The organism is Aquitalea denitrificans (assembly GCF_009856625.1).
Taxonomy (GTDB): domain Bacteria; phylum Pseudomonadota; class Gammaproteobacteria; order Burkholderiales; family Chromobacteriaceae; genus Aquitalea; species Aquitalea denitrificans.
Genome location: NZ_CP047241.1, coordinates 1,081,987 through 1,105,304, shown reverse-complemented (window position 1 = coordinate 1,105,304; position 23,318 = coordinate 1,081,987). Strand labels below are relative to the sequence as shown.

The following is a 23,318-nucleotide window of genomic DNA, read 5'->3' as shown; positions in this document are numbered from 1 at the left end:
TTTCAGGCGAAGCAGGGCTGATCGCGCGCCATGACTTGTCCACTCCACTAAAACTGCCTTGACCACGCCCCGGAACCATCGCGGACCCAATCATGCCGCTGCCCGCCGGGCCATCAGCAGCGCGGCCATGAAACCAGCCAGTTGGCCAAAGCCGATACCACCAAGGACGGCCTGGCATTCTGCCCGTTGTCGCACCCTCAGTATCCGCGCGATGTCCACAACGACTTGACGGACCACTCTGACGGGAACCACGTCGCGGATGAGTACGGTCAGTGATTCGATACGGCGTATCGGGTTCTCCTGGACGCTATGGGCCGCGTAGAGCGCGATATTGATCCGGCAGCTAAATTGCGTACTGATACTTGGCATAGTCCATTGATTTATAAGGAGCTTGCTGTGTGGTCAATGTCTGCCAGTTCAATAGCATCCTCAGTCTTTACATTTTACCGTCAATTATTTTGGAAGCTGGTAAAGATTTATAATCAATGAAAGAAGTACCATTATAAATCATGTTATCTAAATTTAGCGCTCCATCCAAAGGGAGCTTATACTCAATGCCAACCTTCTCAGAGAATTTCGATAAAAATGCGGAATTACTAAATTGATCATTTATTAATATATGTTTTTTGGATTTATTGTCAATAATAAAAAAAGGAATGTCATAATTTTCTCTATAAGAATTGCCATGCCTAACCGGATTGCTTGAATTATCAATGGTTAGCCCGTGATCCGAAAAATAAAAAATCACATATGGCTTACCATTTTTCTCTAACATCTCGGCGGCCCTCTTTATAAATAAATCGAGCTTTTGGATTGATGAGAGGTAGCAATCTATAATTTTATTGCCGGTATTGAAATTTAATGGGTAGGACTGAAGTCTGTCGCATGGATTTGGATGCGAGCCAATCATGTGTGCAAATATAACTTTATTTTCTTTGCTACGAATTATATTGTCTATATAGGGCAGCATTTGAAAGTCATCAGAATTTCTTGCGCTTTCATAATCACCGCCATTTAAAAAAAACTTGTGCTTGGCATGGTACGCAATAATTGTTGCTGGAGTGTCAAACTGCCCAATGCGCCCTTGATTTGACACCCAGTACGTATCCAGACCTGCTTTGTTTGATAAATTTACTATATTATTTGCGGCTTCTTTTTTATTTTCATCAAACTTTGCTAGTGTTCTTGGCAGTGATAAAAAGGTATTTGGTGCGGGTGAAATTACATTCGTATAAAAATCACCATTGGCATTTTTTAGCCACGGCGTTGTATCTAGCGGATAGCCATAAACAGACATGTATTCGCGCGTAACGCTTTCACCAATAATTACCAATATATTTTTATATTGAATATTTTTTTTGATTATGGTGAATTGATCTTTAATTGAAATGCCTTGCTTTAAGATTTCAACTTCGGTCTTTGCCTCTGTGAGCCGCATGTACGCTGCAATGGCAAATCTCTTAGGATACGAATTTACATTTAATAAAATAAACGCAATAAGAAATAAATATTGTCTTTTTTTCGAACCAGAACCCCATGAGTCAGCAATATAAATAAAGAGAAAAAATATTGCCAATAAACATAAAACAATACCGATGATATTTAGTTTAATAAACTCACTTGCTTCGGGCATGTTTGTTTGCAAAAATGATGCAGCATGGCCTATATTTATTCTTCCGTAGGAGTGCCCGGCGGGCATGTATAAGATGATGGTTGTAAACAATACAATTAACAAACACAGTGCTGCTTTGCTTTTTCTTGCAACTGCAAACATTGCGAACGTTAGGCTTGCATTTCCAAGGCTTCCATATCCAGTATTGTATGGAACAAGAAAGGAAATAGCCATTGCAGAAATAAGCCAAATTTTATTGGTAAATATATAGTGAATTATTTTTTTAAAAATCATCCTCACGAAGAATCCTTCTTTAATTTGGATTTATAAAAGTGATTCGCTTTGTTTTGAAAGTAATTTCAAGTGAATATTGGTGCATAGTGCTTGCAAACGCTGCAGGCTTCTTCTGCAAGGTTTAAGTTCAATATTCAGCGAGGGAAATTTTCGATATCTCAGTGTGCGGGTGCCCTCTCAGTTATGCAGGTAAACCTGAGAGCAAATGTGATTACTGACTGCTTATATAAGCCTCCGCATGTAAAATGCCTTATTTATGTCGTTCAAATGCGGGAGCGCGGAGAGGGCCATTTATTAAGCGTTGGTGTCATTCAAATAAAGTGATTTGAAAATTTATAATCACACCTAAACTTTTGTCGCATTTATCAATCGAGATGATGTTGTTTTTAACTTTTAAACTCCATCCGTGCAGCAAAGGGAGTGATAACCGTCACGGGCCTTAGCGAACGGCTTGCACGGTGTGTAACTCTCCTGTTGCCGGAAGTTATAGCGAGCCTTACCCCATGTATATCGCTCCGCTAAAGTCGCTGGTGCCTGATGATAGAGATACTCCCCTTTAAATCAACAGATGGAGGTATCGGCCAACATAGAAGGGAATAGCGGGGTGCAACGCGACTGATCGTGATCGTATAAAGGCTCGAAAGGTTTTGGACACAACACATGGGGAAGCCGAAAAGAACGGATAGCTTGGCGGCCATTACCTTCTTCGCCAGCCTGCTTGCGGTCGAAAAGGCAACCAACTGAGGACTTGCTGAAATTAAAAAGGCCGGGTTAAACCCGGCCTTTAAGATTATTGACAAACAATCTCTCTCGTTTTCTTGGAGAAAAGCGAGGCTTTCTTTTTCAATTGGCAAAGCACGGGCGGAGGATAGGAAATAAATGGGAAGACTGTGAAATCAGCTACTTAATTGAAAGAGCCAGCTTTGCCGAGCCTGGTGAAATCGCACCAAATTACTTTGTCAGCCGCGTGAAAGGCCGGATTGAACCTGTCCTTTCAGATTATTGACAAAATATATCTATCTATTTCTATAAGAAAAACGAGGCTCGCTGCTGCAATTGGCAAAGCAAGGGGGGATAGGAAATAAATGGGAAGACTGCGGAATCTATCACTTAGTCGAAAGGCCCGGCTTTGCCGGGTCTGGTGAAAGCGCAGCAAATCACTTTGCCAGCAGCAAAAAACGCCTGACACAGTCAGGCGTTTTTTGTTTGTCACCGCGGACGGAGCCGCTTAGTCGGCGCTGTGGCGCAGCCCTTCGACATCCAGCAGCCGGATGTCGCGGCCATTGACATCGATCAGCGCCGCCTCGCTGAGCTGGTGCAGCATGCGCGAGAAGGTTTCCGGCGTCAGGTTCAGCCGTGATGCAATCAGGTTCTTGTTCACCGGCAGCGTCACCAGCGGCATGGCGGCGTCCAGCTCGGCATTCTGCAGCAGATAACCCACCACCCGCTGCAGCGAGCTTTCGATGGTGTAGCGTTCCACATCGCGCACCAGACCATGCAGTCGCATCGACAAACCCGCCAACAGGCGACGGGCAAAGGCCGGGTCATTCTCGATGGCCTGATTGATGCCCTGGGCTTCCACTTTCAGCAAAAAGCCGTCTTCCAGCAACTGCGCCATCACCGGGCAGGGCTTGCCCAGAAACATAACGGCTTCGGCAAAACTCTGGCCCGGATGGATGATTTCCATCACCTTTTCGCTGCCCTGAGACGAGGAAATGGCCAGCTTCACCCGGCCATACACCACCAGGAACATGCCATCGCAGGGATCACCTTTCTGGAAAATCACCTGACCCTTGTTACCGCGCACCTCGTGGGTAAAGGGCACCAGCGCATCGATCTGTGCCGGAGATAACTGCTGGAACAGCGGCTGGTGCCGCAAAAACGAGGGGATATCGACAGTTTGCATGACTTTTCCGTAAGGCGCGCCGGGCGCAATGTCCCGCAATGCTGCCGACTATAAGCCGCAGCCGACGACATCACCATGCGCAATAAGCATCAGCCGGCTACGCCAAATGGTGTAGACCGGCTTGTCGTACATCCGCTGAAGGCGCTACTGCAGCAGGGCAGAACCAAGCTGCAACGGGGCGGATCTCAGCGGTCCTCAGTAACTTCAGTGACTGGTCCCTTCCGAACGGTTCACCTTGTTATACACATTGTATTTGCCGATGGGCTTGGCCATGGGCAAGGCGGCAACTTCGCGCAGGGTTTGCGCATCCACCACAATCAGCTCGCCCGGGTTTTCCATTACCGACACCAGCGCATAGCGACCATCGCGGGTGAATTCCACATGGGCGGTGGTCTTGCCCGGTCGCAACACCAGCTGGCGCACCACGCTGAGGCTGCGCTTGTCGATGATGGACAGCGTGTCCTTGTGCGCGCTCATCATGGAGTCGGCCCAGGCATAGGGCGTGTTTTCATGGCTGCGCAGGAAAAAGCCAGGCCCCGGCAACTGCACTTCCTTGATCAGCTGCCAGCTGTCCATGTCGACAAAACTGAGCTGGCCGCCCTTGAGATTGGGCGTGGCCATGATGCGATGGCCATCGCGCTCGAAACTGATGCCGGAACCCAGATGCGGCATGCCCATCAGCGGCAGGTCCGCCACCTTGCTGCGTGCATCCAGACTGATGACCTGCGCCTGGCCGCTGCGCGAGGCACCCAGCACATGGCGGTAGGACGGATCAAAGTAAAAGTCGTCCAGCACCATGGTCAAGGGCGTCACCCGCGGGGTAAGAAAGCCCGGCTGCGCCAGTGACTCGCCCATCTTGTAGTCATGCACCAGTCCGGAGTAAACCGGCTCGGCGTGACGGTCGTAGCTGATTTCCCACAGCTCCGGCACATCTTTCAAGGCCACCACAAAGCTGTGGCGCGGCGCGGCTTCGTACACGGCGGACACCCGCGACGGATGACCAGCAGCATCGCGCACCACAATGGTTTTTACCGGGGCCAGGCCGTGGGCATCCAGCAGCACCAGCGTCTGCGGCAGGGTGTTGCCGGCCAGAATCCAGTTGCCGTCATCCGATACCGCGATATTGCGGGTGTTCAGCCCCACGCGGATATCCGCCACCACTTGCAGGCTGTACAAGTCGTACTGGGTCACCCAGCCATCGCGGCTGGAGAAATAGACAAAGCGGCCATCGGGAGAAAACTTGGGGCCGCCATGCACCGCATAGTGGCTGGCAAAGCGGGTAATGGGCTGAAAGCGGTCGCCATCCAGCACCGTGACATGATGGTCGCCCGCCTCGACTACCACAAACAGATTGAGCGGATTGGCCGTGTATTGCGGCTTGGCCGGCAGGCTGGCAAGCGCCACCGGCTGGCGGTGCGAGGCACGCATGTCGGCCTCACTCCAACGCGGCGGCGTGGCCGGAGCGCTTTGCACATATGTAGTCAGCTGGCTGATTTGCTCCTCACTCAGCCGGTCGGCAAAACCGGCCATCTGGGTGGCAGTGCGCCCCTGGCGGATGGTGTTGCTGATTTCGCCAGCTTTCAGCCGCTCCAGGCTTTCCGGCAGCAAGGCTGGGCCCATGCCGCCCAGCCGGTCGGCACCATGGCAGCTTTGGCAATGCTGGCCATATAACTGCGCTGCGGCGGATGGATCCATGTCCGCTGCGGGAGCAGCATGCAGCGGCAGGCTAAGAGCGGCTAACAAAATAGCGTAGCGTCCCTGGGGCAAGGCGCGCCGACGCAGACAGTACAAGGGTACGGCAAGGAGGCGCAACGTAGCAGCAGGGTTTTTGTTAGCGGCTCTAAGCGCCATGCCCAACAAGACTAGCCAGCGTTTGATCATGCTGTCTCCTTCTGCCAGGGAGTGAGCGGTGCCAGCGCATGCACGCCGCTGGCGACGCCCACTTCCTCGTCGCTCAGATAGCAGGCCGGGTCTGCTGCCCAGAAATTGCCGGTCAGCTCCCAGGCGCGCACCCGGGTATTGCCATTGCAGATGGCCAGATGCTGGCAGGCGGCGCAGCGCCCTTCCACCGGCCGTGGCGACTGGCGCAGACCGGCCATCAGCGGATGGGATTCATCCTGCCAGATGGCGGAAAACGGCCGCTGGCGCACATTACCCAGCGTCACCTTCCACCACATGGTGTCCGGGTGCACATTGCCCAGATTGTCGATATTGGCCACGTTGACCCCGCTGGCGTTGCCACCCCAGGCCAGCAGGCGCTGGCGCAGCTGCGCGGCCTGTGCCGGGTAATGACGGGCTGCCCAGTGCAGCAGGTACACCGCATCGGCATCGTTATTGCCGGTGACGAAATCACGTGGTCGGCCAGTGCGGATATGCTGCAGACAGGCCTCGATCAGCAAATCCATCGCCCAGCGGGTACGCGGCTGGCGTGCGTCATCGGCACGGTGCTTGTTGCCACGGCCAGCATAATTGAGATGGGAGAAGTAAAACTTGTCGATGTCTTCCACTGCCAGCAGCTGCAATAGCGCCGGCAGGTCATCGGCATTGTCTTCGGTCATGGTGTAGCGCAGGCCCACTTTCAGCCCGGCATCGCGTGCCAGCCGCATGCCACGCAGGGCCAGCTCGTAGCCGCCGACCAGCCGGCGGAAGCGGTCGTGGGTAGCGCCGATACCATCCAGGCTGACGCCGACATAGTCAAAGCCCACCGCCGCCAGCGCCGAGATATTGCGTTCATCGATCAGCGTGCCATTGCTGGACAGGCCGACATAAAAACCCATGGCCTTGGCGCGGGCGGCCAGCTCGAAGATATCCGGCCGCAGCAGCGGCTCGCCGCCGGACAGAATCAGCACCCGCACGCCAAAGGCGTACAGATCGTCCATCACTGCACAGGCTTCTGCCGTACTCAGCTCGCCCTGAAAATCCTTGTTGGCCGAGGTGGAATAACAGTGCTGACAGGTAAGGTTACAACGGCGGATCAGATTCCAGATTACCACCGGGCCACTGGGCTTGCCGCTGCGTGGCAATGCAGCAGCCGGGTCCAGCAGGCTTTGCAGATAGGGTGTCAGGCGCAGCATGGCAGGCTCCGGCAATGGCGACGGCATACAGTGTGCGGGGACAAGCCCACCGCACTCCTTGACCCGCATCAACGGGATGGTCCCGGCTTATACCCGCAGGCCGGATTTTTTCAGGATGCGAGTGGAAAACAGCAGCGCATGGCGACGGCAGGCCGGACCCAGCAGTTGCAGCAAAGCCGCCTGCTGTTCGCGCACGGCCCGGCGGCTGCCACCATGCACCATGGCAAACAGGTTGTACGGCCAGTGCGGCAGGTGACGCGGGCGACGATAGCAGTGGCTGACGCAATCAAGCTGCCCCAGTTGCTGGCCCAGTTGGTCCACCTGATCGTCCGCCACATCGAACACCGCCATGCCATTGGCGCGGTAGCCGATGGCATAGTGATTGGGCACCGCGCCAATGCGGCGGATCACCCCCTGCTCCAGCATGCGGCCCAGCCGCGCCAGCACCATGTCTTCCGGCAGCTGCAGGCTGTCGGCCAGCTGGCGATAGGGCTGTTCCACCAGCGGCAGACCGGCCTGGGTGGCACGGATCAGCCGCCAGTCGTCTTCATCCAGCTCCGGCACCTGCAGGCTATCGTCCACGCTGCTGCGCCCGGCGCTGGCCTGCCCCACCGCGGCCTGGCCGCCCACGGTAAAGCGCATGCCGACAAAGTATTCCCGTTGTTTGGGAAAGGCATGCACGGTAAGACCGGTGAGCAGTTCGATGGCGCTACAGGCAGCAGAGATACCAGCCTGGCTGGCGGCGGCCAGTACAAACCACATATTGAGCTTGTGGGTGCGCTGGTAGTTGTGCGCCACCGCCGGCAGGCTGTTGACCGCGGCGGCCACCTCGTCGAAACGGGCCGGCGGCACCGCCAGCGCCGCCAGCACAAAGCAGCCGCCCATGCGTTCTATCTGGTATAGCGGGCCAAAGCGGGTGAGCACCTGGCGCTGCAGCAGGCCGTCCAGGCCCTGGCGTAGTGCGGTTTCGCTGCAACCCAGCGTGCTGGCCGCGGCAGCATAAGGATGGCTGGACAGGGGGAAACCACCCTGCAGCTGGTTGACGATGCTGGTTTCCAGCGGGTTGAGCTTGGCCTGGCTATGCGTGATGGCCATAACAGGCTCCGCGTTGGGTATAGCGTTTCAGGGACGGCAATACAGCGTGCGCATACTGTTGCAGGCCATGGCGCTGGATGATCTGCCCCAGGGCGGCCTGCAGGCTGGCGGCATCGCTGGCGTGAATCATGCAAAACAGCTGGTAAGGCCAGTACGGCAGCCGCGCCGGGCGCTCGTAGCACAGCGTCACCGCGGGTTCGCCAGCCAGTTGCCAGGCAATAGTCTCGCGGGTAGCGGCATCGTCGATCTGCCACACGCACATGGCGTTGTGGCGATAGCCCAGCTCGGCATGGCGCAGTACCGCACCAAAGCGGCGCAGCACTCCGCCTGCCTGCCAGTCCTGCAACTGGAGCAGGACTTCCTGTTCGGTCAGGCCGCAACGTGTAGCCAGCAACGTGAAGGGGCGCAATTGCAGCGGCAGCCCGCTGCACAGGGCAGCCAGCAGGCGCTGCTGACGCCAGTCCGGACGGATGGGTTCGGGCACACGCTGTGGTTGGCGCACGGCAGTACTGCCATCCAGCGCAAAGCCCAGGTCGATATGGTATTCACGCAGCAAAGGAAGGTTTAGCGGTGTCAGACCCGTGGCCAGATGAATGCGCGACAGCACATCGGTCACCGCGGCGACATCACTGGCCGTTACTACGAACCACAGGTTGAAGTGATGCTGGCGCTGGTAGTTGTGGTTGACTTCGGCATGGCTGCTGACATAAGCCGCCACGGCATCCAGCCGCTCTGGTGCCACGGCCAGTGCGGCCAGGGTGCTGCTACCCACGGTATTGGGGGCAAACACCGCCCCCAGCCGGGACAGCAGGCCGGCCTGCTGCGCCTCGCGCAGCAACTGCATCAGCTCGCTGGCCGTCCAGCCATCCCCCAGCATGGCGGCCATGTCGGCAAACGGCGTGGCGCTGAGCGGAAACTGTTTCTGGCAGCGGTCCAGTGCATTCAGGCTGCGCGGCGGCAACGCGGTCGGGCTTGGCAAGTCTTGCATCACATCCCCATGCGGCTGGCGCGCCAGCTGAAGAAAATGCCGGAAGGTTCCAGCGCCGGCAGTGTACTGCGCACGGCGAGGGTTGCGGTGTCGATCACCACCAGCTTGTTGTCATCGCGGCTGGACAGCCACACCGCGTCGCCACGAGGGGTGAATTCCATGTGCAGGATGGCGCGGCCCGGTTGCAGGGTCTTGATCACCTGCCGGGTCGGCACATCAATCACCTGCACCTTGTCGTTGTCGGGGAAGGCAAAATTCACCCACACCCGGCGTCCGCCCGGCTCGGCCATCACGAATACCGGCTGGCCCAACACCGGCACGCTGGCCACTTGTGCCCAGCTGCGGTTATCGGCCACCAGCACCTCGTGCTGACCGATGGCGGGCAGGAAGGCGTAGTCACCGGCGATCGACCAGCCGCGCAAATGCGGCATCTTGTATACCGGCAGCGCCTGCCGGCCACGGCCATAGCCGCCCAGGATGCGCCGCACGCCAGCATCGGCATGCCAGCTGTCCAGCAAGGCCAGGCCGTCTTCGCCGTACAGGCCGGCAATGAAGTAGCGGCCATCGCCACTGGCCAGGCCGTCGTAGGGCTGCTTGCCGATATGTTCAAAACGCTGGACCTTGGGTGCGGTGGGCGTACTGGCATCCAGCAGCCAGATTTCGCCACTGTCGTACAGGGCAAAGGCAAAGCGATTGCCCGGCAGGTCGGCCAGCCCCACCACCTTGGATTCACTACCGCCAAATGCCGCAGTGCTGACGCTGGACAGCAGCTGCAGGCTGTCGGCATCAAACAGCTTTACCCCGCCGGGGCTGTAGTTTTGCGCAGCAATCACCCGGCCATCGCTGGAAATGGCACCGCCTATGCTATTGCTGGCCTGCTCCACCCGCTTCACCAGCCGGGCAGTGAGCAAATCCACCTTGCTGATGGCACCATCGCGGCCAAACACATAGGCATAGCGGGCATCGCGCGAAAATACCACCGAGGCATGCGACAGATCGCCCAAGCCCTGCACCCGCGCCAGCGATTGTGTATGGCTGTTGTCGACAATCTGCACGCTGCCGCTGGCGCGTTCGATCACCACGCCAAGGTCGCCGGTGCCGCGCAGCGGTGTGCTGGCGCAGGCCGCCAGCGCCAGGCACAGCAGCGGAGCCAGCAGGCGGGCTAGCGTGCGCCGCCCTGTTGCAAGAGTTGAACCAGCCATTGCGCTTCTTCTTCGGAAAGGAAAGGCCGCCATGGCGGCATCGGTGTGCCGGGGCGGCCATTGAGAATGGTGGCCACCAGGCTGTCGGCCGGCTTGCCGGCCAGCGCCTGGGGGGTGAGCGGGCTACCCAGCCCGCCCTTGAGGCTAAGGCCGTGGCAGGCACCGCAATCGTTATGCAATAGTTGCAGCAGCGCGCCGGCACGTGGTTCTGCCGGGGCGGCCGCTGCAGCCAGCTGTGACTGCCACAGGCTGGTAGCCAGCAGTGCTGGTAGCGCCAGCAACCACAGGCTGCGCCTTACTGGGACAGAATCCATGTCACCAGCTGCTTCAGGTCGGCATCCGGTACTTGCGGATTAGGCGACATCGGAATGGCACCAAAGCTACCGGAACCGCCCGCCTTCACCTTCTGCATCAGCTTGGCCGTGACATCCTGGCCCTTGTATTTGGCGGCCACCTGCTTGTAGGACGGGCCAACCAGCTTGGCATCCACGCTGTGGCAGGCCAGGCAGTTGTATTGCTTGGCCAGTTCCGGTCCGGCGGCAGCCTGAGCCAGCGATGCAGAAACAGCCCCACACAGGGCCAGAGCGATCAGTGCATGTTTCATCGTATTCTCCTTATTCCGGCAGACAATGTACTGCCTGCCGGATTTCAACAGCGAACGATCAGGAAAGATTTATCCCAGATCAATAAATGTCATGCTGGGTGTTGAATACATTGAACTTGCCAGTCGGGGTGATCAGACGCGGGTCCTTGATCACGGCCTTGAGCTTGCGGGTCTTGTCATCCACTACCACGATGGCGGATTGCTTGTCCTTGCCGCTCCATACCGAGAACCACACCTCGCTGCCGTCCTTGCTGTATTCCGGCTGCAGCACGCGCTTGGCACCATCGCCCAGGCCAGACCATTCGCCGATCGGCAATACGGCATAGCCCTTGTCCAGGTGGTTGATGTCAAACACGGCGGCGCTCTGGCTGATGGCGGCATCCGGATTCAGCGTGGTATCCACCCACAGATTGTGTGATTTCGGGTGGGTCTTGATGAACAGCGAACCACCGCCCTGCCCCTTCAACACCCGTACCACCTTCCAGGCATTGGCCTTGTGCTTGTCCGGGTCGGTGCCGATCAGGCTGATGCTGTCGTCGCCCAGGTGGCCGGTAGCCCATACCGGGCCATATTGCGGGTCGACAAAGTTGGCACCACGGCCCGGGTGCGGGGTCTTGCCCACATCCACCAGCGCAGCCAGCTTGTCAAGCTTGGTATCCACCACCGCTACCTTGTTGGAGGCATTGGCAGCCACCATGAAGTAACGGCCAGTAGTATCAAAACCGCCGTCATGCAGGAACTTGGCCGCATCGATGGTGGTGGTCTTAAGGTTGCTCAGGTCGGAGTAGTTCACCATCATGATCTTGCCGGTTTCCTTGGCATTGATGACGAATTCCGGCTTGTAGTGGCTGGCCACGATGGAGGCCACACGCGGCTCGGGGTGGTATTCGTTATCCACCGTCATGCCACGGGTGCCGACAATCTTCAGCGGCTTGAGGCTGTTGCCATCCATGATCACGTATTGCGGCGGCCAGTAGGCACCGGCCACGGCCAGCTTGTCTTCAAAGCCCTTGAACTTGGAGGTTTCCACCGAGCGGGCTTCCAGGCCGATGCGGATTTCCGCCACCGTGTCCGGCTTGGCCATCCACAGATCGATCAGGTTGATCTTGCCGTCGCGGCCAATCACGTACAGATAGCGGCCGGATTGCGACAGCCGGGAAATATGCACGGCGTAGCCGGTTTTCAGCACGCTGACAATCTGCTTGCTATTGCCGTCGATCAGGGCAATCTGGCCGGCATCGCGCAGGGTGACCGAGAACAGATTGGCCACATCCAGATTGTTTTCTTTATGCGTAGGCCGCTTTTCCGGCGGAATCAGCACCTTCCAGGTGCCCAGCATGTCCTTCATGCCGAATTCCGGCGGCGTCGGCGGTTCCTGCTGTACATAGCGCGCCATCAGGTCCACCTGGGCATCGGTCAGTTCACCGGAAGTACCCCAGTTGGGCATGCCGGCTGGCGAGCCGTACTTGATGAAGGTTTTCAGGTATTCGGTGCCACGACCCAGCGTGATATCCGGCGTCAGCGGCTTACCGGTGGCCCCCTTACGCAGCACCCCGTGACAGCCGGCGCAACGCTCGAAGTAAATCTGCTTGGCGTGGCTGAACTCCGCCTCGGTCATCGGCGGGGCCTTGGGGTTGATATTCTGGTGCATGGGCTCGGAAGCCAGCGGCGAAGCCGCACCCTGGTATTTCGCTTCCGGCGCGGAAGTCGAAGTGGCGGCAGTATCCGCCCAGGCCTGCATCACGGAAAAAGGCAGGGCCGCCAGCAACACACTTCTTGGCAGCCAGGACAAGCGCGGGGTCTTCATGGTTAGGGCTCCAGCGTGACAGTAATGCTTGATAGCCGGCATCTTCATCCCGCAGGCATATCTCCCTCCTTGATTCGAATCAACGGTTTAACCATGGCATGGCCATGGTCTCCGCTCCTCCTTAATCCCAGCTATCACACAATATCCCGGCACATGCCGGCTTGATCCTCCAACCATACCGAAGCAATTCAGGAAATTCAGACATCTCCCACCCAGGCAACGCCATTTCCCGATAGCTCGAGATCCAGACTCAAACAACCATGCACCTGACATGGCAACAGATGCTGCTCGCACAACTGCCGACCGATAACAGGCTCTGCGCCAATGACGTACTCCCCCGTAAACCAGGACCAAACACCATGCTCATCAGCCCGCCCTCTTTACACCATCGCCAGCAACAGCAAAGCGATGCTGACTGGCTCGCCAGCATCCTGCCCGACCCAAGCGTAGGCCGTTACCCATTGAGCACGGGCTTCGAATGGCATGGCGGCATCCATGTACTGCTCAACGGCAGCGGTGAAGCCAATACCGTACGCGCCATTGCCAGCGGCAATGTCATCCATTTTCGTGATTGCGGCCCCGGTGAACTCAGGCTGGAGCCGGACTCGCCCATCGCCCGCTTCGGTTTGAATAGCCCCGGCTGCGTGGTGATGCGCCATGAAACCGAAATTGGTGCCGGGCCGGATGGCCACGTAGTGTTCTTTTCCGTCTATCAGCATCTGGCCAACTTGAAGCCGGCGGTACGTGATGCCTTTAAAACCGGCAAGTTGCTGCCACGCAAACAGGCATTGGGCCAGTCCGGCTATGCGGGAGGAAAGGCAGGCTTTCATTTTGAAATTTTCTGCAACAGCGAGAACCTGCGTCGCCTGACTGGCCGCACCGGCGGGCTGCTGCCACTCACCCAGCATGGCCGCGACAACATCCTGTTTGGTGACATTCACTTTTATCTGCCTGCGGCCACTCCGATATACCGGTTTGCCAATGAGCAAGCCGACTGGAGCCCGCGCCATGCCAGCCTGCGTCCGGCCAGCCACACCGACCGACCACTGTTTGTCACCCTGCAATTCGACAAGGGCAATATCAGCCTGTACACCCGGCAACAACAAGGCCAACACTATCCACAGCTGCCGGACTCCCACCGACCGGCCTACTGGCACAACTACGAAGCCGGTATGGCGAAACTGGCGGGAAAAATTGCCGATCAATACCCGGCAGCCTCCGCCAGCGCGGTATACGAACTGCTGCGTTTTGGCCGACTTGTCGCCCGGGAACAACACAGCGCACTCCCCGCACAACTGCCGCACTGGCACCAGATCAACACCCCGACCGGCTGGCACTGGGTCAACCTGGCCAGCAACGACATCAAAAAATACAGCGATGCAGACTTCCCGCACTGGCTGGGCTGGACCTGGATAGACGACGACCCCAGCGACGACGGCCTGTGCCAGTCCCCCACCCTGCATGGCTGGCTATTGCCGCCAGGCCAGCCCAAAACCAGGGACAGGCTGCTGGCCGCCATCCCGGCACAACAAGCCCGGCTCTCACGCACCATCTGCCGCTTTCCCACCGAATGGGACAGCAACAAGGTGGATGCCCGCTACGGCTGGGTACGGCAGGAAAGCGCCTTCAACCCCAAGTCAGAGGTCATGTCCGCTGCCGATTATCGGGTCTACAAGATCAAGATCGAAATGCTGAGCTTCTGGCAACAGATTCTGCCGCGCAGCATGGTCCAGGCCGGCAAGAGTTGTTACCAGGAGGAAAGGAATTTATACGACCGCAGTCTGGAAGATCACATCTGGCACTTTCATCCGCGTGAATTCATTCAGGTATTCCGCAAATGCAAATGGCTGAGCAGTGTGGAAATGGAAATGGCAGTATTACCGGAAGCCAAACCCAAGCAAGGGCCAAACGCAGAGGAACAGATCAGACGTTACAAAATTCCGCTCAACCTGACCATGCGCAAATACCTGATTGATACCGGCCTGCGCTGCAGCCATTTCATTGGCCAAGGCTGCGTGGAGTCTAACGCTTTGAAAAGTATGGTGGAGACTGCACAGTATCAGGATTATGTATTAAAAATAGGGAAAAGATATATCGATGAGTCATTAATTTATTATGAAATGAAAGAAAAAGACTGGTGGGGAAGCAAGCAGAAAGATCGAGTCGATATTTTCAACCACACCAGATACACCACCACTGGCACAATTAGTGGAAACTCCTATGCCTGGCGAAATGGCAATATCGACACCATAGACGCACAGAAATTCCGTGGTCGCGGATTCAAGCAACTGACCGGGCGTAGCAATTACGCCCAATATTGGCGCTATCGTGGCTGGCTAAGCAAGTCATCCTTCGACGAACACTGGTGGGATGACCCCGCCTATAAAAATCGTCAGCCGGATAAAATGAAGCGCCGCCCCGCCATCATCAATAATCCGCACATCATTGCTATCGACCCCTATAACTGCATTGATAGTGGTGCCTACTTTATTACCGCAGAACGACCCCAAATCAAGCTGCACATGCAAAGCATGAACGACAACAGCATCATTGAAGTCAGCCGTGCCATCAATGGTGGCATCTATGCCAAGGAGCAGAGAATAAAACAAAGCTATCGCGCCTACCATGTTCTTGGTGACGAGATCGAACCCAAAGATAAAAAAGAATATCTCAGCAAGTATGTCGAACGATTTACCTTGGCCATCGAAAAACAAGGACATGAAAAATGAAATTCATAATTGCAACAACACTACTGGCGCTCGGCACTACTGCTGCATCAGCACATACCATTACGCATATCTACATTAAGGATAACGATATAGTTCGTACCGATATCAAGCAAGCAAAGGAAGGCTCACCGGGCAACACCTATGTCCATCTGGATGGCAATACCTGCGAAATTATTGACGGTAGTGCTGCGGCAGCTGACTGGATAAAAATGAGCTCGGACAAGCAGTACCTTATACTATTTAATGACTACGTGGATATGAAACAACTTAAGGCCTGCAAGACAAAAATGAAGCTTTCTGGAAAAGCCTATGGAGATTTGTCCGACATAAACAAGGAAAAAAATATTTTCCTTAGCATTACCGAATACGGCTTACGCTGGCCATGTTCCATTGCATCAATCAATAAAATACCTACAGCAAAAGAAATCAATATTGCAGCAAAGCCATTTTATGCGCAGAAAAAATCTGAACACACCATGCGCAAGAATTCCTTTGGTGGTGGCGGCAGCTTTTCACCCGATGGCAATTATCTGGCCCTGTCATTACCTAATTTTTCCTGCCGCAAAGGAAGTTACCCCGGCGTATACGATACTCGGACCTGGAAAAAAGTGGAGTTCACCACCCCGGATGTCGACGCCCGTTGCGATGCCCTGTTTCCCAATCTGCCCACCCCCAGCCGCACCTTGGAACCACTTTGCGTGGATGAGGATTTCAATAAATATTGACACCACATCGCTACAATAACTCAGCTGAATTAAATAAGAAAAATTGAGTGAATGATAAATGTAGAGGAGAAGAATGAAATCCATCATCACCGCAGGCATCATCGCGCTGTCCAGCACACCAGCCACCGCATACACCATCACGCATATTTATATAAAAGATAACGATATTGTCCGCACCAACATCAAGGATGTAAAGTTTGGCTCACTGGGCAACACTTATGTCCATCTCGATGGCAATACTTGCGAAATAACTTACGGAGACGTCTTTACTGCCCAACAAATAAAAATGAGCTCAGACAAGCAATTTCTTATTCTATTCAATTCTTACATTGACATAGGACAGCTAAAAATCTGCAACACCAGAATGGAGGCTTCAAAAGTTACCGTAGGTGATCTATCTGACATGAACAAGCAAAAGGGCATTTTTCTGAGCGGAGATGACTACGGCTCAGATTGGTCATGCTCTACTGCATCGATAAGAAAAATACCTACAGGTGAAAAAACAAGTATCACAGCAAAGCCATTTTATGCGCAGAAAAAGTCTGAGCGCACCATGCGCAAGCATTCCTTTAGTGGCGGCGGTAGTTTTTCACCCGATGGCAATTATCTGGCCCTGTCATTACCTAATTTCTCCTGCCGCAAAGGCAGTTATCCCGGCGTATACAATACACGGACCTGGAAAAAGGTTGAGTTCACCACCCCGGATGTCGACGCCCGTTGCGACGCCCTGTTTCCCAACCTGCCCACCCCCAGCCGCACCCTTAAAACACTTTGCGCTGATGAGGATGTCAATAACGTTTTCACCTTCCCCATTGCACCACTTGGGAACAATCAAACTGACTTATTTATTAAGGAATGAAAAATCATGAAACTGGCAATCCATGCAAGTGTATTGGCACTGGCGCTACAAACCGCGTCAGCCGGCACCATCAACTACATTCACATCAAAAAAGATGCAATCACTCGCATTGATACCGAGGAGAACAATGATGAGTATTTTCAGGGAATTCATGTCTATCTTGATGGCAAGCTATGCAAAATTCTCGACACCACTGCCACCGAGGCCGACTTGATAAAAATGAGCTCGGATAAACAATATCTTGTTTTATACAATGGCTATCTTGAAATGAAGGAGCTAAAAGCTTGCGACAAGGTCATGAAACTGTCCGGGCAAACGACTGGCACAATTGATGACATGAACAAGGAAAAGGATTTCCTGGTTGAACAAGCTGAGGACAGTTCACCTGGGCCATGTCAACGCTTATCAATCAGACACATTTCCAGCAAGCAAGTGGTGGATATTCCAGCCGGAGCATTTTTTACTGCAAGCAAATCCAGCATCAACCTTGCTGATTCAGCCAGTTTCTCACCGGATGGCCAGTATCTTGCTTTGTCCACTTCGCATTTCTCCTGCCGCAAAGGCAGTTACCCCGGTGTGTACGACACACGAACATGGAAAAAAGTAGAGTTCACCACTCCGGATGTTGACGCCCGTTGTGATGACCTGTTTCCCAACCTGCCACCCCCCAGCCGGGTGCAACAGCCAGTTTGTGTTGAGCCGGGGGCGGTATGAAATAATCAGTGCGCTGTTGCATTCCGGTCCCGTAAATACACACCACCCTGCTGCTGCCTCCTTATCCTGCCAGGCTTCGACACGCGGCCTGCAGGGCAACGTCAGGCAGCAGAGTGCTGCAACTTAGCCCTTCTCCGGCAGCGTAAGCGATTTTTGTTCCGGCTCCACCTCCAGCCCCCAGTCACCATATTCATACCAGTCCTCCCCCAGTACTTCCGCCGGGTGCTGGGTGCGGCCGGAGCCATTGCCGCATTGCAGGGAGTCGGCCGGGCAGTATTTGTCGCAGCCCCAGCAGATGCGCTCCGGGTGGGCGGGATGCAGGGGAAATTTCCTGGCCATGATGTTTCCTTTCCGGTGACAGAATACGCGAAGCAGCAGGCTGTCATTGTCCGAGCACATGCCGACTGGCGACTTGCCGCATATCAAAAAAATCCCGGCACAAGGCCGGGCGAAGAAGGTGATTACACCTTGGAGTGGGGTTGGGCTTGAACAGCAGCTGGGCCGCTCAGGCGGTCAAATGGGCATACAAGCGGGTGAGTACGCTGGGCAGCATTTGCGCTTGCTGTACCACCACATAGCCACGGTGGCCAAACAGGTGCGGCAGGTAGTCGCCGGCTTCGCGGTCCACCGTCAGGCAGAAGGGCAGCAGGCCGTCGCGGCGGGCTTCCAGAATGGCCTGACGGGTGTCCTCGATGCCGTATCGGCCTTCGTAATGATCCAGATCGTTGGGCTTGCCATCGGAGATGATCAGCAGCAGGCGCCGCGCGGCCGGCTGTTGCAGCAGGATGCGGCTGCTCTGGCGGATGGCCGCTCCCATGCGGGTGTAGTAGCCGGGGCGGATGGCCAGAATGCGGCCACGCGCGTTGTCGTCGTAACGCTCGGCAAAATCCTTCAGCACCTGAAAGCGCACTTCCTGCCGACGGATGGAGGAAAAACCGTACAGGCCAAAGCTGTCGCCGGCAGCGGACAAGGCCTCGGCAAACAGCAGCAGGCTGTCGCGGATGACGTCGATTACCCGGCCCGCCTCGTCCCCTACCCAGCTTTCGGTGGACAGCGACAGGTCGGCCAGGGTCAGACAAGCCAGGCTGCGCTCGCCCGGTGGCCAGGCCTGGTACAGGCCGGGCTCGGCCTGGGCCACGCCGCTGTGGCGTTCGGCCAGAAAGCGGATGACGCGGTCGATATCGATATCCGGGCCGCATTCCTGCCCGCTCTTGCGGGTGCGTTCCGGTGCCAGTGCCTGAAACTGGCGGCGCAGGCGGCGGGCCAGCGGCAGCAGGCGGTCAGGCAGGGCTGCCGGCACGGCGTCGCGCGGCAACATGGGCAGCAGGCGGCAGTGATCTTCCACCAGTCTTTGCTGTTTCCAGTTCCATTCCGGCAGCATCAACCCAGCCCCCAGCGGGGTGTCGTCATAAGCGGCGGCGGGGAGATCCAGATCAAACTTCAGCTTGCCACCCTTGGTGTGGGCGTCCTGTGCCAATGACAGGCGGTTCATGTCCTCGGCGGCAGCGGCGGCGTTGTCGTCGTCATCCTCGTCGGTATGGCGGTTGACCTTGACGTACTCGTCCCAGGTAAACAGGCTTTCGGCGCGGAAGATCATCAGCATGCCGTTCTTGCGTTCATCCTGCACCACGCGCTGGGCGCGGTAGCGACGGCGCTGGCGTTGCTGCGGCTTGCTGCGCTCGCCGCTTTGCTGCGGGTCTTGCGCGGTGGTGGGCGCGGTGTGGTCCAGCGTGGGCGGGGCCGGGTGCAACCATAGTGGCAAGGGGTAAGGCGGGCGGGCGGGCGGCGGAGTGTCCAGCGCTTGTTGCGGCTGCAGCAAGGCCTGGCGGATGGCGCGCTCCCAGGCGGCTTCGGGCACGGGCAATCGGGCAGGATCTGGCCGCTGCAATAGATGTGCAGCCACCAGACGCTGATAGCTGGCGGCCAGGCCGGGCATGGCCGCCAGGCAGTCGGCTGCGGCCTGGCGGTTGGCATTCAGCCAGTCGCCGTCGGGCCGGGCGCTGGCGGCCAGTGCCATCAGCCAGAAATACAGTTCGCGATTAAGTGCCGCATCAGCAAACAGGTCGATTTTTTCCGGCAGGTAGAAGGCCTGATGGTCGGACCAGGCCAGCTCCACCCGCTCGCCGGTACCGGATATGCGTTCCAGCCAGCGGCGGCGTGCGCCGTGTTCGGTACCGACGGTGGAGCGCAGCGCCAGTGCCGGGTCCCCACCCATGGCACGGAAGAACATGGGCGCAACAGCGGCTACCTGCTCCAGCCGCACGGCTGCGGCGCTGTGGCCGCGATAGGCCGCGCGCTTGACCAGCTTGTCCCACCAGCCGCCGACGATATCTTCCATGACAGGCCCCGCTCAGGCAGGAAACTGGGTGTGAATGATGGCCAGCAAGGCGGCCACGGTGTCCGGCTCGTCGCTGAGCGGCTCGGCCAGTGCAGTGCGGCAGGCCAGGGCTGGGGCCATGCCGGCGGCCATCAGCTTGGCGGCATACACCAAGAGTCGGGTGCTGACCGATTCGTCCAGATCGTAACCGGACAGGCGGCGCAGTTGCCCGGCCAGTGTCACCAGCTGCCGGGCCTGTACATCACCCAGGCCGGATTCCTGCATTACCACCTGCTGCTCCACTTCGGCAGACGGAAAATCGAAGCTCATGGCGACAAAGCGCTGGCGTGTACTGGGCTTGAGGGTTTTGAGCACATGCTGGTAGCCGGGGTTGTAGGACACCACCAGCATGAAGCCGGGCGGTGCCACCAGCACTTCGCCGGTACGTTCGATGGGCAGGATGCGGCGGTCGTCGGTGAGTGGGTGCAGCACCACGGTGGTGTCCTTGCGGGCTTCCACCACTTCGTCCAGATAGCAGATGCCGCCCTGGCGCACCGCACGGGTAAGCGGACCGTCGCACCATACCGTTTCGCCATCGCCAATCAGGTGGCGGCCCACCAGATCGGCAGCGGACAGGTCGTCATGGCAGGACACGGTAATCAGCGGCAGGCCCAGCCGGGCGGCCATGTGGGCGACAAAGCGGGTCTTGCCACAGCCGGTGGGGCCTTTGATCAGCACCGGCAACTGCTGCTGCCAGGCAGCTTCGAACAGCTGGCATTCGTCGCCCTGCGGCTGGTAGTAAGGGGCGGAAACTTCGGGGCGCAGTGGTGCGTTCATGACATGTCCTCAGCGAAAGCTCAACAACAGCACACCGGTCACCAGCAGCAGCCAGCCATGTACGCTGGCACGCAGCCAGCGCGGTGCATGGCGCAGGCCCATGTAGTGCTCGATGACCGCCCAGCCCTTGAGCCAGGCAAAACCCAGCACCAACGGTGCCAGCCAGTGTTGCGATAGCTGGCCGCTTTCGGCCAGTGCGGCCGCCAGTAGAGTCAGGCCACTCAGCCAGGCCCACAGCAGCCATTGGGTAAGGGGGGCAGGTGTGTTCATATCGCCAACGATACCGGCCATCCCCTGCCATGGCCTTGATTCGAGATAAGCCCTGCCAACAAACTGCGCCAGCTGCGCAACGGCACCAGCAGCCACCAGAGACCGCGGGCTGCCATTAACAACACCACGCAACGCACCCGGGCCAGGACACGCCGCATCGTCAGTACAAGTAAGGCCGGAGCCAAGGTTTTGTCAGCGGTTTTTAACGCGCCACGTAGACCAGGGCAAACAGTACAATCCACACCAGATCCACCATATGCCAGTAGGCGGCAGCAGTTTCCACCCCGGCAATGGCCTCGCCGGCATAGCGTCCGTCACGTGCCTGCCACCACACCGCTGCCACAATCACCATGCCCAGTACCACATGCAGGAAGTGAAATACGGTGAGCGACAGGTAGAACATCCAGAAATCACTGCTGGACAGGGTGATGCCGGCGGCAAACTTGCCACCCAGCTCAAAGGCCTTGAGAACCAGGAAACCGCCACCGGCCAGCATGGTCAGCAGCAGCCAGCGTCGGCCATTGCGCTGACGGCCCAGTGCAAAGGCGCGTACCGCCGCCACGATGGCGGCACTGCCGGCCAATAGCAGCAGGGTATTGAGCGTGGGCAATAGCAAACCCAGATGTTGCTGGCCGCCAGCAAACAAGGCCGGATCGCGCCAGCGGTGGTAGCCGTAGACCAGAAAGAACACGCCGAACACCGCCAGCTCGGCCAGGATGAAACACCACATGGCCAGGTCTCCCGGCACATGGCGACTCTGCGGTATATCTTCCAGCACCAGACTGTCGGTACGCATCAGCTATCTCCAATGAAAAAGCGGCCCACCAGGGGCCGCTTGCTTGCTTTAACACTCAGTCTTCGCGCTTGCCGGTGACAAAGAAGCTGATTACATACAACACCAGACCGCTGAAGAAGGACAGACCGCACACCAGACGCGCCCAGTACAGCGGCATGATGTGGTCCTGCGTTTCCATGAAGGACAGCGGGGTGCTGGACATGCGCTGCAGCCATACCTGGGTGGCACCGGCAGCAGTCAGGAACAGCGTGATGCCGACAATGGACAGGGTCATCACCCAGAAGGCCAGTTTTTCCACCTTCTGCGCTTGCGGGCTATTGGCTTCGCGGCCACGCAGCAGCGGCATGGTGTAGGAAATCATGGTCAGCACCACCATGGCATAGGCACCGTAGAAGGCCATGTGACCGTGCGAAGCGGTAAGCTGCGTGCCGTGAGTGTAGTAGTTGACCACCGACAGCGTACCCAGGAAGCCCCATACACCAGCGCCCAGGAAGGACATCACACCAGTACCCAGCGCCCACAGCGTGGCGGCCTGGTTGGGGTGGGCACGACGACGACGTTTCACCATATTGAAGGCAAACATGGTCATCATGAAGAAAGGCACCGGCTCCAGCGCGGAGAAGATGGAACCCCATACCTGCCAGTAGGCCGGCGTACCGATCCAGAAGTAATGGTGACCGGTACCGATGATGCCGGTAATCAGGGTCATGGCGATGATCAGGTACAGCCATTTTTCGATGATTTCACGGTCCACGCCGGTAACCTTCACCAGCACGAAGGCCAGCATGGCACCCATGATCAGTTCCCACACGCCTTCCACCCACAGGTGCACCACCCACCACCAGAAGTACTTGTCCAGCACCAGGTTGTTGGGATTGACGAAGGAGAACAGGAAGAAGATGGCCAGGCCCCACAGCCCCAGCAGCATCACGATGCTGATGCTGGTCTTGCGGCCGGACAACAGCGTCATCGACAGGTTGAACAGGAAGGACAGCGCCACCAGCACAATGCCCACCTTGGTGATCAATGGCTGCTCCAGATAACCGCGCCCCATGGTGGGCAGCAAGTCGTTACCGGTGAGATGGGCCAGTACGTTGTACGGCAGGCCCAGGTAGCCAACGATGGTCAGCGCACCGGCCACCAGGAACACCCAGAAGGTGATGATGGCCAGTTTGGGGCTATACAGCTCGCGCTCGCACTCTTCGGGAATCAGGAAATAGCCTGCACCCATAAAGCCGAACAGCAGCCATACGATCAGCAAATTGGTATGCACCATGCGGGCAGTACTGAAGCTGATGGCCGGGAACAGGAAGTCACCCTTCACATACTGCAGGCCGATGATCAGGCCAAACAGGATCTGGCCGATGAACAGGCCGATGGCTGCCATGAAATAGGGCTTGGCCACCGCCTGCGAGCGGTACTTGATCTGGGCTGGCGCGCGGGCTTGTTCAGCCGCCAGCGCAGCCGCGCTTGCATTGCTCATGTTTAT

General features: G+C 57.1%; 21 protein-coding genes. 4 read left to right on the top strand and 17 right to left on the bottom strand.

All coding sequences use genetic code 11. The features are described 5' to 3' along the window. Positions 1-90: 90 nt before the first annotated feature. The 11 genes from GSR16_RS05085 to GSR16_RS05035 form a co-directional block, all read right to left on the bottom strand. Positions 91-369, bottom strand: a complete 279-nt coding sequence (locus GSR16_RS05085; RefSeq protein WP_159875450.1) for a hypothetical protein — start codon at positions 367-369, stop codon at positions 91-93. A 67-nt stretch (positions 370-436) separates the two neighbouring features. Beyond that, entirely contained in the window at positions 437-1,906 is a 1,470-nt protein-coding gene (locus tag GSR16_RS05080; protein WP_240902655.1) for a phosphoethanolamine transferase, read from the bottom strand. A 1,228-nt stretch (positions 1,907-3,134) separates the two neighbouring features. Then, positions 3,135-3,812, bottom strand: a complete 678-nt coding sequence (locus tag GSR16_RS05075) for a Crp/Fnr family transcriptional regulator (protein WP_159875448.1) — start codon at positions 3,810-3,812, stop codon at positions 3,135-3,137. A gap of 204 nt (positions 3,813-4,016) precedes the next feature. Beyond that, positions 4,017-5,507: a cytochrome D1 domain-containing protein gene (locus GSR16_RS05070; protein WP_159875447.1), complete on the bottom strand. Its 1,491-nt coding sequence runs from the start codon at positions 5,505-5,507 to the stop codon at positions 4,017-4,019. A gap of 182 nt (positions 5,508-5,689) precedes the next feature. Further along, positions 5,690-6,886, bottom strand: a complete 1,197-nt coding sequence (gene nirJ / locus GSR16_RS05065) for a heme d1 biosynthesis radical SAM protein NirJ (RefSeq protein ID WP_159875446.1) — start codon at positions 6,884-6,886, stop codon at positions 5,690-5,692. A gap of 87 nt (positions 6,887-6,973) precedes the next feature. Further along, the gene (ahbB, locus tag GSR16_RS05060; RefSeq protein WP_159875445.1) at positions 6,974-7,981 is read right to left on the bottom strand and encodes a siroheme decarboxylase subunit beta; all 1,008 of its coding nucleotides are present in this window, start codon (positions 7,979-7,981) and stop codon (positions 6,974-6,976) included. Beyond that, positions 7,965-8,969 (bottom strand): siroheme decarboxylase subunit beta, encoded by a 1,005-nt coding sequence (gene ahbB, locus GSR16_RS05055; protein ID WP_159875444.1) that lies wholly within the window; start codon positions 8,967-8,969, stop codon positions 7,965-7,967. Before ahbB (GSR16_RS05055) ends, ahbB (GSR16_RS05060) begins: the two co-directional genes overlap by 17 nt. Continuing rightward, complete coding sequence (locus tag GSR16_RS05050; protein ID WP_159875443.1) at positions 8,969-10,171, bottom strand: cytochrome D1 domain-containing protein; 1,203 nt, start codon at positions 10,169-10,171, stop codon at positions 8,969-8,971. The genes ahbB (GSR16_RS05055) and GSR16_RS05050 overlap by 1 nt, the downstream gene beginning before the upstream one ends. Next, positions 10,132-10,485, bottom strand: coding sequence for a c-type cytochrome (locus GSR16_RS21295; RefSeq protein WP_159875442.1), 354 nt, complete (start codon positions 10,483-10,485; stop codon positions 10,132-10,134). The genes GSR16_RS05050 and GSR16_RS21295 overlap by 40 nt, the downstream gene beginning before the upstream one ends. After that, positions 10,467-10,775 (bottom strand): c-type cytochrome, encoded by a 309-nt coding sequence (locus GSR16_RS05040; protein WP_159875441.1) that lies wholly within the window; start codon positions 10,773-10,775, stop codon positions 10,467-10,469. Before GSR16_RS05040 ends, GSR16_RS21295 begins: the two co-directional genes overlap by 19 nt. Before the next feature lie 79 nt (positions 10,776-10,854). Continuing rightward, a complete protein-coding gene (locus tag GSR16_RS05035; protein ID WP_159875440.1) occupies positions 10,855-12,582 on the bottom strand; it encodes a cytochrome D1 domain-containing protein in 1,728 nt (575 codons plus the stop codon). A gap of 359 nt (positions 12,583-12,941) precedes the next feature. Between GSR16_RS05035 and GSR16_RS05030 the strand changes: the two genes are divergently transcribed. The 4 genes from GSR16_RS05030 to GSR16_RS05015 all read left to right on the top strand — a co-directional run bounded on the left by GSR16_RS05030 (position 12,942) and on the right by GSR16_RS05015 (position 17,609). Next, positions 12,942-15,311, top strand: coding sequence for a hypothetical protein (locus tag GSR16_RS05030; protein ID WP_159875439.1), 2,370 nt, complete (start codon positions 12,942-12,944; stop codon positions 15,309-15,311). Beyond that, entirely contained in the window at positions 15,308-16,036 is a 729-nt protein-coding gene (locus GSR16_RS05025; protein WP_159875438.1) for a hypothetical protein, read from the top strand. The genes GSR16_RS05030 and GSR16_RS05025 overlap by 4 nt, the downstream gene beginning before the upstream one ends. Positions 16,037-16,109: 73 nt before the next feature. After that, positions 16,110-16,895, top strand: a complete 786-nt coding sequence (locus GSR16_RS05020) for a hypothetical protein (protein ID WP_159875437.1) — start codon at positions 16,110-16,112, stop codon at positions 16,893-16,895. A 6-nt stretch (positions 16,896-16,901) separates the two neighbouring features. Then, positions 16,902-17,609, top strand: a complete 708-nt coding sequence (locus tag GSR16_RS05015) for a hypothetical protein (RefSeq protein WP_159875436.1) — start codon at positions 16,902-16,904, stop codon at positions 17,607-17,609. 123 nt (positions 17,610-17,732) lie between these two features. Here GSR16_RS05015 and GSR16_RS05010 read toward each other — a convergent pair whose 3' ends face one another. The 6 genes from GSR16_RS05010 to GSR16_RS04985 all read right to left on the bottom strand — a co-directional run bounded on the left by GSR16_RS05010 (position 17,733) and on the right by GSR16_RS04985 (position 23,312). Beyond that, positions 17,733-17,948, bottom strand: coding sequence for a DUF3079 domain-containing protein (locus tag GSR16_RS05010; RefSeq protein WP_045846238.1), 216 nt, complete (start codon positions 17,946-17,948; stop codon positions 17,733-17,735). A 166-nt stretch (positions 17,949-18,114) separates the two neighbouring features. Then, complete coding sequence (locus GSR16_RS05005; protein ID WP_159875435.1) at positions 18,115-19,947, bottom strand: nitric oxide reductase activation protein NorD; 1,833 nt, start codon at positions 19,945-19,947, stop codon at positions 18,115-18,117. 12 nt (positions 19,948-19,959) lie between these two features. Then, positions 19,960-20,763, bottom strand: a complete 804-nt coding sequence (locus GSR16_RS05000; protein WP_159875434.1) for a CbbQ/NirQ/NorQ/GpvN family protein — start codon at positions 20,761-20,763, stop codon at positions 19,960-19,962. 9 nt (positions 20,764-20,772) lie between these two features. After that, positions 20,773-21,033 carry a cytochrome C oxidase subunit IV family protein gene (locus GSR16_RS04995; protein WP_159875433.1) on the bottom strand — a complete coding sequence of 87 codons (261 nt, stop codon included), beginning with the start codon at positions 21,031-21,033 and terminating at the stop codon, positions 20,773-20,775. A gap of 202 nt (positions 21,034-21,235) precedes the next feature. Then, a complete protein-coding gene (locus GSR16_RS04990) occupies positions 21,236-21,829 on the bottom strand; it encodes a cytochrome c oxidase subunit 3 (RefSeq protein ID WP_159875432.1) in 594 nt (197 codons plus the stop codon). 55 nt (positions 21,830-21,884) lie between these two features. Beyond that, entirely contained in the window at positions 21,885-23,312 is a 1,428-nt protein-coding gene (locus tag GSR16_RS04985) for a cbb3-type cytochrome c oxidase subunit I (RefSeq protein WP_159875431.1), read from the bottom strand. Between the last annotated feature and the right edge of the window lie 6 nt (positions 23,313-23,318).